The 13024-nt window shown below is 61.5% G+C and carries 15 protein-coding genes and 1 pseudogene; 12 read left to right on the top strand and 4 right to left on the bottom strand.

Going from position 1 to position 13024, the window contains the following annotated elements; all coding sequences use genetic code 11:
• Nucleotides 1-436: 436 nt before the first annotated feature.
• Both J1M86_RS14170 and J1M86_RS14165 read left to right on the top strand, forming a co-directional pair.
• Nucleotides 437-1639: a S9 family peptidase gene (locus J1M86_RS14170; protein WP_206510354.1), complete on the top strand. Its 1203-nt coding sequence runs from the start codon at nucleotides 437-439 to the stop codon at nucleotides 1637-1639.
• A gap of 15 nt (nucleotides 1640-1654) precedes the next feature.
• Nucleotides 1655-2821 (top strand): serine hydrolase, encoded by a 1167-nt coding sequence (locus tag J1M86_RS14165; protein WP_206510353.1) that lies wholly within the window; start codon nucleotides 1655-1657, stop codon nucleotides 2819-2821.
• An 8-nt stretch (nucleotides 2822-2829) separates the two neighbouring features.
• Here the strand turns inward: J1M86_RS14165 and J1M86_RS14160 are convergent, their stop codons facing one another.
• Nucleotides 2830-3417, bottom strand: coding sequence for a TetR/AcrR family transcriptional regulator (locus J1M86_RS14160; RefSeq protein WP_075837952.1), 588 nt, complete (start codon nucleotides 3415-3417; stop codon nucleotides 2830-2832).
• A 97-nt stretch (nucleotides 3418-3514) separates the two neighbouring features.
• Here J1M86_RS14160 and J1M86_RS14155 point away from each other — a divergent pair, with 97 nt between their 5' ends.
• Nucleotides 3515-4630, top strand: coding sequence for a nitronate monooxygenase family protein (locus tag J1M86_RS14155; RefSeq protein ID WP_206510352.1), 1116 nt, complete (start codon nucleotides 3515-3517; stop codon nucleotides 4628-4630).
• On the top strand, nucleotides 4627-5214 hold the full coding sequence (locus J1M86_RS14150) for a flavodoxin family protein (RefSeq protein ID WP_206510351.1): 588 nt from the start codon (nucleotides 4627-4629) through the stop codon (nucleotides 5212-5214). The genes J1M86_RS14155 and J1M86_RS14150 overlap by 4 nt, the downstream gene beginning before the upstream one ends.
• 129 nt (nucleotides 5215-5343) lie before the next feature.
• On the opposite strand, the gene J1M86_RS14145 is transcribed toward J1M86_RS14150, so the two are convergent.
• Nucleotides 5344-6006, bottom strand: a complete 663-nt coding sequence (locus J1M86_RS14145; RefSeq protein ID WP_206510350.1) for a hypothetical protein — start codon at nucleotides 6004-6006, stop codon at nucleotides 5344-5346.
• Nucleotides 6007-6507: 501 nt separating this feature from the next.
• Nucleotides 6508-7323, bottom strand: a complete 816-nt coding sequence (locus tag J1M86_RS14140; protein WP_206510349.1) for a hypothetical protein — start codon at nucleotides 7321-7323, stop codon at nucleotides 6508-6510.
• Nucleotides 7324-7770: 447 nt separating this feature from the next.
• Between J1M86_RS14140 and J1M86_RS26990 the strand changes: the two are divergent.
• Together J1M86_RS26990 and J1M86_RS14130 are read left to right on the top strand one after the other, a co-directional pair.
• Nucleotides 7771-8001 (top strand): annotated as a pseudogene (locus J1M86_RS26990) (HEAT repeat domain-containing protein); the annotation flags it as partial.
• A 206-nt stretch (nucleotides 8002-8207) separates the two neighbouring features.
• Entirely contained in the window at nucleotides 8208-8981 is a 774-nt protein-coding gene (locus J1M86_RS14130) for a hypothetical protein (RefSeq protein WP_206510347.1), read from the top strand.
• 15 nt (nucleotides 8982-8996) lie between these two features.
• On the opposite strand, the gene J1M86_RS14125 is transcribed toward J1M86_RS14130, so the two are convergent.
• Nucleotides 8997-9626 carry a hypothetical protein gene (locus J1M86_RS14125; RefSeq protein ID WP_206510346.1) on the bottom strand — a complete coding sequence of 210 codons (630 nt, stop codon included), beginning with the start codon at nucleotides 9624-9626 and terminating at the stop codon, nucleotides 8997-8999.
• Between the two features lie 84 nt (nucleotides 9627-9710).
• Between J1M86_RS14125 and J1M86_RS14120 the strand changes: the two genes are divergently transcribed.
• The 6 genes from J1M86_RS14120 to J1M86_RS14095 all read left to right on the top strand — a co-directional run bounded on the left by J1M86_RS14120 (nucleotide 9711) and on the right by J1M86_RS14095 (nucleotide 12996).
• Nucleotides 9711-10184, top strand: coding sequence for a TetR/AcrR family transcriptional regulator (locus J1M86_RS14120; protein ID WP_206510345.1), 474 nt, complete (start codon nucleotides 9711-9713; stop codon nucleotides 10182-10184).
• 155 nt (nucleotides 10185-10339) lie between these two features.
• Complete coding sequence (locus tag J1M86_RS14115; RefSeq protein WP_206510344.1) at nucleotides 10340-10666, top strand: SAV_915 family protein; 327 nt, start codon at nucleotides 10340-10342, stop codon at nucleotides 10664-10666.
• Nucleotides 10663-10953: a hypothetical protein gene (locus tag J1M86_RS14110; RefSeq protein WP_075837947.1), complete on the top strand. Its 291-nt coding sequence runs from the start codon at nucleotides 10663-10665 to the stop codon at nucleotides 10951-10953. The genes J1M86_RS14115 and J1M86_RS14110 overlap by 4 nt, the downstream gene beginning before the upstream one ends.
• Nucleotides 10953-11408 carry a hypothetical protein gene (locus J1M86_RS14105; protein WP_206510343.1) on the top strand — a complete coding sequence of 152 codons (456 nt, stop codon included), beginning with the start codon at nucleotides 10953-10955 and terminating at the stop codon, nucleotides 11406-11408. Before J1M86_RS14110 ends, J1M86_RS14105 begins: the two co-directional genes overlap by 1 nt.
• A 339-nt stretch (nucleotides 11409-11747) precedes the next feature.
• Nucleotides 11748-12398, top strand: a complete 651-nt coding sequence (locus J1M86_RS14100) for a hypothetical protein (RefSeq protein WP_206510342.1) — start codon at nucleotides 11748-11750, stop codon at nucleotides 12396-12398.
• 145 nt (nucleotides 12399-12543) lie between these two features.
• Nucleotides 12544-12996 (top strand): hypothetical protein, encoded by a 453-nt coding sequence (locus tag J1M86_RS14095; RefSeq protein WP_206510341.1) that lies wholly within the window; start codon nucleotides 12544-12546, stop codon nucleotides 12994-12996.
• Nucleotides 12997-13024 lie beyond the last annotated feature (28 nt).

Genomic DNA, 13024 nt, shown 5'->3' with positions numbered 1-13024 from the left:
CCGGCCATCGCGTCATCCAGTGTCGCCATTTGGAAAACGCCATCCCTTGAGTCTTCGCCATTGTTCGGAGTTCAATCTGAACGATCAACCAAGTGCATGGACTCCGAAATCACGTCCTACTCCATATTCATACGGATAGTCGTGTCATCCGTCGATAACTCCAACAACAGACTGATGAAGAGGCACCCATTGATGGAGCTCGAATCCTCCTGTCAACGAATGTCATCGGCGTGCGTGCCGAACAGGGCTTCAAGCCGAGCGGTGAGATACCGAGCCCGGGATGCCTGGGTCCTCCCACAGCGGTCAAATTCTCAACGAACTGACTGCCGAAAACGGAGGATAGCGAGATCAAGCCCGCTAAAATTCGATGGTGGACTTCCGCGGCCTCGGGGCCGCGTCGAGCCCAGCTCCTTCTCCGGCTGGAAACGAGGACCTCATGGGTTTGACCGACATCGGCTTCACCGATCCCATGTTCGACGGCCAGTTCCTCAGGGCGCTCGACACGATCCCGTATGGAGGCGCGGACATCGGCGAGGCGTTCATGACCGCACGACGCATCCCTGTCGGTGACCGCGACGCATGGCTCACCGAGTGGCGCGCAACGGCCGACCGCATCTACGCGCAGGCGGAGGCGAGCGTCGCCGCCGGCCACCGCGTCAGCGCCTACGAGGGATACCTGCGAGCTGTCACCTACTACCGGACCTCCGGCATCTTTCTGTACAAACCCCCGCTCGACCCCGCGTTCGTCAAGTCCTACCAACAGCAGAAGAGCTCCTTTCAGAAGGCCATCGAGCTGTCGGAGTGGGCGATCGAGAACGTGACCATCCCGTACGAGGACAAGAAACTCGAGGCGTATTTCGCGAAGCCCCACGGATCGGGCCCCTACCCTGTCTTGACGATGGTCGGTGGTTACGACGGTACGAAGGAGGAAGGATTCTTCGCCGGAGGTGTCGCAGCACTTCGTCGCGGATACGCAGTGTTGCTCATCGACGGACCGGGCCAGGGTGGAGCGTTGATCGAACAAGGCCTGGTCTTTCGCCCGGATTGGGAAGTGGTGGTCACGCCGCAGCTCGATTGGTTGCTCGCCAGGCCGGATGTCGACGCCGACCGCATCGTGCTGATGGGACGTAGTTGGGGTGGATATCTCGCTCCGCGAGCTGCCACAGCGGAGCATCGAATTGCCGCGCTCGTCGCCGACGCCCCTCAGTTCACTCCCGGGCAGAACGCCAAATATCTGATGCCCGAGCAGTACCGAGAGCAGCTGTACACCGGCGACGCGAACGACTTCAATGCGGTACTCGAGGACAAGATGGCGAAGAGCGAAGGATTCGCGTTCACCATGGACCGGGGGATGCTCACCCACGGATTCGACACTCCGCTGGAATACCTGCGGGAGACGAAGCACTACACGCTGAAAGGCCTCGCCGCGCAGATCAGCTGTCCTACATTGCTGTGCACCGGCGAGAACGACGTCCGCGGCAACGACGCACAACCGCTGTTCGACGAACTCACGGCCCCGAAAGAGTACTTCCGGTTCTCCAATGCAGACGGTGCAGGCGAGCACGACGAGGCCGGTGCGGGCGCTTTGTTCAGCCAGAAGGTATTCGATTGGCTCGATAACACCATCAATCGCCCCTGATCGACGGAGACCAGCATGAACCTCGCATCTCGGCTTCTCTCGGTGATCGCTACGGTAACCGCAGTATCGCTTGTTGCGGCCGGTTGCTCGCAAACGGAGGAACCTGCGTCTGAGCCGCCGACCTCGCAGACCATCGAGGCGTCCGAAGCCGAGGCGTTTCAGACTGTGCTCGACGATTCCCGAGCCGCAGCGGGCTTCCCCGGCGTCATCGCGCAGGTGGCGACGCCGGCCGGAACATGGACGGGGACTTCGGGAACCGTCGGCGCGGGCCGGTCCGAGCCACCGACATCATCCGACCTGACCCGCATCGGTTCGCTCACCAAGACCATGACAGCGACGGTGCTCCTTCAGTTGGTCGAGGAGGGCACGCTCTCGCTCGACGAAACAATCGGCACGTACGTGCCCGGCGTTCCTAACGGCGACAGCGCCACGTTGCTACAGCTCGCCGACATGACGAGTGGCATTCCCAGCTACACCGCTTCCGACGCGGTCGTCAGCAAGTACTTCGCAGACCCCGAATATGCTTGGCCGCCACAGGAACTGGTCGACGCCGTCAAGCCGTTGCCCGCCGACTTCGCTCCCGGTGAGGGGTGGGCATACTCGAACACCAACTACGTCCTGTTGGGAATGGTCATCGAGCAAGTTCTCGACCAACCCATCGACGCGGTGTTCGACGAGCGCCTGTTCGAACCGCTCGGCATGTCGGACACTTCCTTTCCGGGCGGGTCCACCGAGATCGGAGATCCGCACCTGGATGGGTCCACCGATCAGAACCAGCCGCCCGGGCAGAGTGTCGACTCGACGAACTGGAACCCGTCGTTCGCCTTCACCGCCGGTGCCGTCATCTCGACCCTGGACGACTTGACGAAATGGGCTCACGCCCTGTTCACCGGCGAAGGCGTTCTCGATGCAGCAACTCAGCAACTTCGTCGAGACTCCATCATCCACGACATTCCCCCGATGACCGCGACGGTCGGGTACGGCATCGGGATTGGGGATCGCAGAGGATGGTGGGGCCACGACGGGGACATCCCCGGATACAACAGCAACCTATCCCACAACTACGACCTCGATACGACGGTCATCGTTCTGACCAACAGCGACAACACGTTCGAGGTCGACGGCAAGGACGCGTTCCCCGCTCCGGCGGTTGCAGAAGGCTTGCAAACAGCCGCGAGTTGAGTCCAAGGTCAGGCTACGAGGCGGCTGATCTGACTCCACAACCCGTCGAGGACCGAGGCGTCGTTGCGTAGTTTCGCGAACAGAATTGTTCCCTCCAACTGGGCGAGCATTGCTGCCGCAAGGTGAGCAGTGGTGTCTGCGACGCGCAGGGAACCGTCGGCGACTGCGTCGTCGAGGACCTCTGCGACCAAGGCGATTTGATCATCGAAGACCGACTGCAGGTCCGACCGAATGGCCGCGTCTCGCGTCGACAACTCCAACGACAGGTTGGCAAAGAGGCAACCGTTGATGAAGTTCGAATCTTGTTGTTCGCGAATGTCATCCACGTGCATGCCGAACAGGGCCTCCAAACGCGTCAAGGGTTGTCCCGGCGCCGAAAGCACTGCGACCCATCGTGCGCGCTCGTGCCGCCACTGCTCGTTGATCACTTCGCGGGTCAAGGCCTGCTTGGATTCGAAGTAGTGATAGAAGCTGCCCTTACGCACATCGGCCACGGAACACACTTCAGCGACCCCGACGCCCTCGTACCCCTGGTTACGGATGAGCGAGCAGGCAGCGTCGAGCATCCGATCGCGAGCAGTACTGGTCCGTCCCATCCGGCCACTATACAACCGGTCAACTATTGATTGCTTTTTAGTTGACCGGTCGTCTAGTCTTCGTCTGGAAGATCTCGACGAGACCAGGAGCATCGTGATGACAGATTGGACCCGCACGCCTTTCACACAGACGTTCGACCTCCGATACCCGATAGTGCAGGGCCCATTCGGCGGAGGCATCTCACGGATAGCGCTGACGGCTGCCGTTTCCGAGGCCGGCGGTCTCGGGTCCTTCGGCGCACACCACCTTTCCCCTCAGGATCTGGACGCCACGATCGGCCAGCTGCAGTCCGCAACGGATCAGCCGTTCGCGGTGAATCTGTGGGTGCCGCTACCCGATCAACCGCGCCACCTCGATCGGACCACCCACGACACCTACTCCGGTGCGCTGCGGCCGTGGTTCCAGCGAGTCGGATTGGAACCCCCCGCCTACCTGCACGCGTCGTCGCCTGATTTCGAAGCGCAGGTGGAGGCCGTGCTGGAACGTAGACCTGCAGTGTTCAGCTTCGTCTTCGGTATCCCCCGCCCCGAAATACTGTCCGAATGCCGACACAGAGGAATCCTAACTGTAGGCGCGGCCACGCATCTCGATGAAGGCCGGGCATTGCAGGATGCCGGTGTCGACGCTGTGGTCGCCTCTGGCTACGAGGCCGGCGGGCACCGTCCTGCGTTTCTTCGTCCCGCCGCCGACTCCGTCGCCACCGGTCCACTCACCGTGCAACTCTCGGCAGCGCTCGACATCCCCGTCATCGCCGCCGGCGGAATCGCCACCGGACGCGGGATTGCTTCGGCGCTGATGTTGGGCGCCGACGCCGTCCAGATCGGCACAGCATTCCTCGCCACCGACCAGTCCGGTGCGCCCGACGCCCACAAACACGCACTTCGATCACCACGTGCCCGGCATACCGCCCTCACCACGGCATTCTCGGGCAGACTCGCTCGCGGAATTCGCAATGACTTTCTCGACGCCTTCGAGTCCGTCGACGTGCCGACGTATCCGCAGCAGAACTGGCTCACGGCACCGATCAGAGCGGCGGCGGCCAGCGAAGGCGAGATCGAACTGCTCGCACTCTGGTCGGGTCAGGGCGCCCCACTCCTCACCGATCACCGCGACGCAACGAACCTCTTCGAGCACCTCGTCGCCGACACCGACCACAGCCTGCGCGCAGCGCCGACACCGACCACACACCATGTCACAGGAGACAATTCATGAACGCCGTCACCATTTCCATCGTCTTTCACAGCGGTTACGGCCACACGGCCCGTCAGGCCGCCGCAGTCGCCCGCGGCGCCGCAATTGACGCCGCCACAGTTCACTTGATCGACGTCGCAGAACCGCCCACGAACATGTGGGACGTACTCGACATGTCCGACGCCATCATCTTCGGATCCCCGACGTACATGGGCGGGGCATCGGCGGAGTTTCGGCGCTTCGCCGAAGAATCATCTGCAGCCTGGTCCAGCCAACGGTGGCGGAACAAGTACGCGGCCGGATTCACCAACTCTGCCGGGGTCAACGGAGACAAACTCGCTACCCTCATGAGTTTCGCGATACTGGCCGCTCAACACGGTATGCACTGGATCAACCTGGGACTGCCGCCCGGATGGTTGTACTCCGCAGAGGGCACCGCGGAAGACCCGAACAGGTTGGGCAGCTTCCTCGGAGCGATGGCACTCTCGCCGTCGGACGCCGCACCTGCCGTCGCGCCATCCGAATCCGATTTGCGCACAGCCGAACACCTCGGCCGACGAGTGGCGACGATCGCCGCCGCGGCCCGCACGGTGGGAGTCCTCTGACCGGATGCCGGAGAGGGTGCGCGTTGACCTGACTCTGCAGCGCCATCTTGTTGACGACGAAGATGTCGAGCCGGCGAGACTCGATCATTCTTATCGGTGCGTGCTGCCACCATCGTTGTCGATGCACAGTCACAACGTTTGGGTGGTGCCGCTCTCCCGCGACAGGCGGAATCGAGTGCGAAGCGATGGAATCGCAAGAAGCTCGTTGCCCTCACCGCTTGCAATCAGCTCTCGTACCGACTCGTCGTCCAAGCATCGACGCAGCAACGCAAGCAGCGAATTCGGTTCGACCGCCATGAACACGAGCGGCAGCTGAACATAGCGATCGGTATCGTCGCGAAGTCGCGAAGATACCGGCGGCGGTTCACGGACGATCAGGTTCAGAAGTGCAAGGGTGTCTTTGCCAGGACCGACTCCGATCGTGTGCGATTGAGGCTTGATCTCCTCTACGTGGTCCCAGCTGACGAACAAGTCGGCCCCACCTCGCAGCAGCCTGAACTTCCCGACCGTTCGCAGAACCCCGGTCCGGTAGATCTCGGCTCCTATCGTGGGGCGGGCGATGACGAAAAACAAGACACCGAAAGCAAGTACGACGCCGAACACCGTTGCCAACACCGACAAGGCTCCTGCAATGACCAAACCGTCGACCAATGCCAGCTCACCTCGCCGTAGGACTAGTCCGAGCGAGAACATCCCAGCAGCGCCGCCTGCCGAGCCCGCAATGATGAGATTCACAGTCAGCTTTTCTGCTGGCACACCGAGTCCGCGGCCGTAGATTGGATGGTGAACCACGCGCACTGCCTGCCTACCGATCCAGCGAAAGCCACCTCGGCGCAGAATGACCCAGCCAACAGACCCGACAGCCACGGCTGAACCCGCGGCCCACACGGCAATGCTGGCCGAAGAGTCAACAAACACCATCGCAAACATACCGGCTGACATGAGAACGCCAAAGCTTCCACCGAGAACACGGTTCACCTGTAGCCGCTGTGGCCACTGCGCGTACCACTCGGCCTCGCTCGCCTGCTCACCTTGAGGAGATGTACTCATTCGTCTCGGCTCCTGTCTCGACGGCAGAGAATCAGCCCCGGCCTATGTCTTTGGACGACAGTGCAGGCGGAACGGTTCCATCGGAAGCGACATCGACCAGTTTCCGACTCCGCGGAACCGATCTCGACTCGCCCGCGTCCAAGTATTCGGGGTCTGCGTCGTACGCGGTTTTCATCACTGCAACAAGGCAAACGCGGGGGCTTGGCCTCAGGCTGAACGCCCTGCTCCCCGCCTCCCGCACCTTCACAATTCCAGCTGCTTTCGGGCTCTGGCTCTCGACATCAACAGAGCGACGGGCACTAGGGTCTTTGGATCCACATAGGCGCTCCACCAACCGCGCCGAATCGGAAAATTGAATACAAGCGCAGGACCGCTACCCTTACTGGCTACTTCCATCGATTCTTGCCGACCAAGTATCTCCTCGGCAAGGTTCCATCCGTCCGAATTCGAGACCAGGTATTCGTAGAGATCTCTTAGATCTGGCACGAACTTCGCTGACAATGTCAATGGGCGGTAATGCTCGAGCGCCTCGATATAGCGTGACACCAGCGCGGACGGCAACTTCGATTGTGGCGCAGCGTCCAACAAGTCCTGTCTGCTCAACGTGCGAGTTTCGGCCCGCGCAGGCCCCCCGGTGAACACTCCATCACCATCGATGTTGTCGATGTAATCGGCGAAGTCCAAGTTCGCCAGCGATAGATTACTCTCCACTGATGCAAGGAGCTCAGGTGTCACGCGGAACGTGAGAATCGATGTGTCGTCATCCTCGCGGTCGCCGCTAAGGTCGACGACCAAGATGGGCCGGCGAGGGTCTTCGAATGTTTGACTGTCGGCGACGAAAGCGTAGTCCACGGTGCCGTCCGCAAGCTCGAGCAGCTCGCCAATCGATAGTGCGTCAAAAGTATGATCGTCAACAATGGTAAGACCCGCCCGGACTGCAATTCCGTCTGCATTGCGCCGGACCGCCTCCGTATCGGCTTGCAGAATCTCCCAGGCTTCTTTGTCACTGAAATCGGTACGGATAAAGAGCGATTGGCCGATCGGGAGTGTGCGAACCATGGCACGATCCTAACGCTCATCCAATCAAGTATTTCGAAAGCGAGGTCAAACCAAGGCACCGAAATCGGTCGGATCCGCGTTCTACCGGCGGCACGAATGCTGGTCTTGTTCACCCAGGTCGAGTGGACTCCCGATGGTCGCATTGGTCGCCGCGGTTGCGCGGTTGCGAGCGACACGATGTATCCGCTCCGGACAGAGCCGGCGACCCCGCGGGCACGATGTGCGCCAGCAGAGGGTGTCCCGCCAGCGAAACTGTCACGATACGCACGAACCTCTCTGCAGCAAAGCGCGACGCTCCCCGGCCTACTAGTTCTTCGCGGAACCGATTTTCGACTCGCCCGCGTCCAAGTATTCGGGGTCTGATTCTGTGCGCGGCGTTCATCACCGACACAGGGACCCACGTGGACTCAGACAGCAAGTAAGCCCGGCACCTCCGGAAGGAGTTTCATGACGGATGCAGCTGAGACCCTCGTTGCAGCATCACGCTCGTCAGACTGGGCGGTGAGAGAACGCGCGTCCATCGACATGGGCGCGCTATTGCCGGATCCGAGAATCCTGCATCGGCTCATCGAATTGCTGCAAGATCCCAACCTGGCTGTCCAACCCACAGCCGCAGAAGCGTTGATCACTCGACGTGGACGGTCTGGGCTGATCGCGGTGTTGCGTGACCTCGGAGACCGGCGGGACGACCCGACTCCGATCACATCGCGTACCTACTTCAAGAGTTGCAAGGATTGCGCGACATGCCAATTCTCCAAGAATCCCGAAAAACCGTCGCCGACGGCACAGACAAGACCGCGAGAGACGTTCTCGCTGAACTCGAACAGCTCTTCGGTCACTACGCTTGATTCATTCTTGTCGGTGCGTCCTGCCAGGATGTCGGCATGTCACATTTCGACGAGGGATTCGCGCCCCCAACGGCGTGTGTGCAATGGTGCCAACTCCGCAGTTACCACTTGAACGTCCTCGACGACGGCGTCCTGGTGGATCTTGACTGGTGGAACAAGCACCTCGAGCGCGCGGGTCATGACATTCGACTGCGCGGACGCAATCTCGACGGGAAAACCGTCGCCGACGGCTTCGCGACGGTACAGCGCAACGACCTTCGCATCGGTACCGACCTCGCAGGTGGGGAACACGATTCACTCGGTTTGCTGTTCCTCTGCGCAGCTTGGCAGGGCAGCCACAACTACCGCAAAGCGATGCGGAGGTTCCCCGACGTCCACAACCCGCACTTGACCCGCCCCAACGAGAGTCCGCTCGCCAAGACACTCACTGTCCTCGACAGCTGCGTACGTGACCGTCGACTCCCCGACCTCCCGACCGAATCCTGGTCCGGGTGGCCGGATGCTCCGGGCGTCGGTGTGTCTTTGATGGCCACTTTCCTCTGGGCCGTCAAAGGATCCGTGGCAGGCGGCCCGGCACAGCTGATCGACCAATTCGGGGTGTCCACCCTCATCCACGAAGGTTGGCTGGAAGACCCCGCCGTCACCGGGTTCACGCGACGCCGCTACGACCGCTACGTCGCCCTCCTCACCAGGTGGGCAACCGATATCGGCACCAGACCCGAACTCGTCGAGATGTGGCTCGTGCAGCGCTGGAGCGCCCGAGTCCGCGAAGCACGTTTCGGTAGCCACGCCGCACCAACCCTGTTCTGACAATGTGCGCTGCGGCTACGAACGTCGTTCGATCGCGTGGTCTGAAGCCACCGAAGTCCGAGCAATCGTACGCAAGAGCCAGACGCTGAGCCCGGCGATCGATATCGCCAACACGCTGATACCAGCCAGAAGGGCAGCCTCGGGAACGAAGGCGCGCAACGCAATCACAGTCCCCGACACCGCGTAGCCGACCAGAGCGAGCATGGGCGGGCGAGTCGGCGCCAACGCGCACGCTGCAGAAAAACACAAGGTGCCAATCAGGAATGCCATTGACGCGATGACCAAGGCGACTCCGAGCGGGCCGTCGAGCAATACATCGATCTGCTCTTGCGGTAGTTCGATGAACACCAGATTGATGACCGCTTCGGCTGCCACCAAGGCCGCGAGGGCCGCAATGTTCAAGGATGTCGCCACGACAGCGAACCGTCCGCTCATCCCGGTGACGACCGCAAGGCCGATGACGAAGAAGATCGCGAAGATTTCTGCACCTGGCGCGAGAAGCTGCGTCCATGCTGCCGTCGGCAGAAGTTCAGCTCGTTTGGCGGCGTTGATCAGCAGGACCACAGCTGCTGCGAAGCCCCACCAGGCGGCCGATCGTAGCGGCAGGGTTCGAGTGATCGATTGCTGAACGGGAGTAACGGACATGATGCCTCCTCGATAACGACTGTTATTGATAACAGTCGTTATAGTGATGTGGCAGGCGCCGAAAGTCAACGGATGGAGTGTGAATTGACGTCACCCACGGTTCGCGAACAGCTGATGTCCGGCACGTTGGCGTATCTGTCGTCGGGCACCGCGAGCGATACCTCGGTCCGCGCACTTGCCGCCGCATCCGGGCGATCGACGATGTGCGTCTACTCCAAGTTCGGATCCCGATCCGCATTGTTGACCGCGGTTTTCGACGACGCCGCTGAGCAGTGCTTGGCCGCACTCGAACCCAGCGGCGACCAAGAGTCGATGATGGACCGCTATGCACAGTGGGCGGCCGACCACCCTGGCCTCTACCAAATGCTGTTCGAGCACGATCTCGCGTCCTTGGGCGTCGAGACCTCCCACCGGACCACGTTGATCGAGCAGGTCTTGGCACAGTTCTCGCTCCACACAAAGTGCGGATCACCCGCCGACGCCCAACGGCTTTGGAGCACGACCCACGGAGCCATCGTTCTCGCACGCCACACCGAAAACCTCACGACTCGTCAGTAGCGCGGGTCCACACTCCCTCACCAAGGTGACGCAACGAAGCGAGTGATCCGAAAGGAATCGACCGGGCGAGCTTCTAACCCCGTCACTCCCTCCGGCTACACTCCATCGCAACGCTGACGCGACGGGGGTGTCGGCAATGGTTTACCGGGGGGTCAGTGTCCGAGCAGCAGGGGGCTTCGTCGAGGCTCTACGTTCCATTGAAACCAGTAGTCGGGGGCGCGACAGTACGATCCGTCGAACTGCGTGAGCTCGCGGACGGACGCGTTGGGTTGACCGCCTACACCTCCCTCGCCTCACTGGTTCGCAGCTGCGGCGGCGGGCAACCGTGGGGGCTGGTCGACGACGGCGGACTCGACGACATACTCGCATCCTTCGACATCGACGTCGTTCTTCTGGACGCCGAACTCCCTGCACGTGACAAACGGTTCCGAGAACCGGAAGTCAGGCAAACATCGAGTTACATGACGGACCCGGTCCGATGAGTTGGTACGGCCTCGACATCGGCGATCTCAACGAGCCCGCCCGTCTCCTCGTCGACAATTCCCAGACGCTGGATGCGGCGGGAAACGAGGCACCCGAGGTGCCCCACGCCGGGCCGTCCACTGCCCTGATCGGCGACGGGATCGCTGCCCTGGCACAGGCCATGTCCGACCTGGTCGTGTCATCCGCGCGGGCCGCGCACGCCGTCCAAGACTGCGACGAAGGATACGCGGCAACCGAATACATGAACGGCGCAGACATTGCAGACGCAGCGGACGGGACACGCTGATGCCGATCTACGTACACCTCGACGTCGACATCAACTCATGCCGCACCTGTGCTGCTGCGCTCGACGAACTCAGCACGGTCGCTGAGTCTGGTGCCGACAAGTTCAAACAAGCACGAGACAAGTCGGAGTACGTCTGGGACTCACCCACAGGCAACGACTTTCGAGACACCATCACGACGCTGGCCAAAGCAGCCGAACAAACATCCGATCACGCCTCAGCGCTCGCAGCAGCTCTACGAGTCTTCACCGACTCCATGCTCACTGCGAAAGAGCATCTCAACAGAGCAGCAACGCTGGCAGCATCAGCTGGACTCTGGGTCGGTCCGAATTCGTGCGACGCGACGTGGATCGGCGACCCTGAACCGCTGCCCCTGACCGGTCCATGGACGATCGAACAGCGAACGACGCAGGCGACCCAAGTTTCGGCCTACAACGATGCCCTAGGAGACTGCTGAAATATGCGGGATATGGGGAACTGGGCTCGCGGGCGGCTGTCCCGGTCCATGAGTAACAGGATCCCCAAAGTGTGTGCGAAGACCCGGATTTCCCGTCGAAGGCAGGAAATCCGGGGCCACGAGTACTGCGGAAGCACCCCGGCCGGGTGCGGGGCTCACCCACCGCCTATCCAAGGGCCCAGACCCCGTCCTCGACGCCCAACCCGAGGGTGAGACGTCCCACAGGTCGCCCTGCGACTCCGAATTTCCCTGCATACCAACATTATCGCAGGTCAAACACCTAAACGCGGGTCGACGCGACGTGGATCGGCCATCGGATTGTTCAGCAGTCTCCTAGAGATGGTCGATGATGCGCGTGCAATCGAGGCTGGCGCTCATTCCACGCTCGCAGCAGCGTTCGCCGACAGCGAGGGCTGGCTCGACCGCCTACGAAACTCGGCGCCCTGGATGATTGCCGGTGGAGCGATCAGCTATCTGGGTACAGCGGCTCAGCAAGCCGATCAGTGGGGATCAGTCGCGCAAACCCGAGCGGCGCAGGTAGGGCGTTTGACCGACATCGCTGGAGAGGCACTCCCCGATTCCGTCCGCACTTCGGCTGCGGGAGCCTCTGCCGCGTTCGGTCCTGCTGCTGACGATGCAGCTCGATACGCGGCACAAAACAGCGCTCTGGTCCCGGGACAACTCACCAAGAAAATCGGGGGTTTGGTGAGCGAAGGGCTACCGTTCGGTGGCAAGGTCGGGTCGAAAATACCTGTAGCGGGCGTGTACTTCACAGGCGCTCAGATTCTGTATGACCTTCAAGGCGCCGAGGATGCCGGCGACGTGGCGAAGGTTGTAGCGAAAGACGCTGGCGGTTTCCTGGCCGGTACCGCAGCAACCGCGCTGCTAGCAGGGAGCGTTGCTGGTGGACCCGCGACCGTCGCCGCTGTTGGTGTCGGCATCCTCTTCGCATACGGTGTGGGCGAATTGATCGAGTTGGCGGTGGACTAGCGTGCGACCCCGTAGACAGCCTGCGGCAACGCCCGACACGATGACCGGCCAACCTCGGCCCCCAACAGCCCCCCGTAGCGAATCAACCGCAGAACGCGCCACACCACCAGGCGCGCCGACGACGGAAGTCGTTGTTCCTACCGAAATGGGCCCTCCGCTCGAGTGGTGCGAGGAGTCGCGCACCTTTCACGTACAGGGCTCGATCTTCATGTTCGGTTTTGCACTGTTCGCATTCGTCGTTGTATATCGCGGCTTCGGGTGGGTGTCCGAATGGTTCCCATGGGTCTTCGCCGCGGTGATGGCTGTGCTCATCTATCGAAAGATTCGAGAAGATCGAGTAATCGCCGGTGCTCAATGGATTCAACAGCGCGACAAGTGGGTCTCTACATACGAGCTCACGAAAATTCGGTCGACGACCGTCGGACTCAAACGCGCAATGTCTATCTCCGACGCACGCGGAAACAAGTTCGTTCTCGTTCTACGAGACGCTCAACAGAATCCACGACTCTGGGACCTCGTGTACAACGGGATCGTCCACTCCGTCGCGAGCGGCAACTGCGACATCTCGAAAGCTGCCCGCAGAATCCTGAAAATATGACCTCGGCCAATCACCCGGCAAGAATCCG

This window comes from Rhodococcus sp. KRD197 (assembly GCF_017168235.1).
Lineage (GTDB): Bacteria > Actinomycetota > Actinomycetes > Mycobacteriales > Mycobacteriaceae > Rhodococcoides.
The sequence above is the reverse complement of the archived record's forward strand: the minus strand, read 5'-3'. Positions and strand labels throughout refer to the sequence as shown.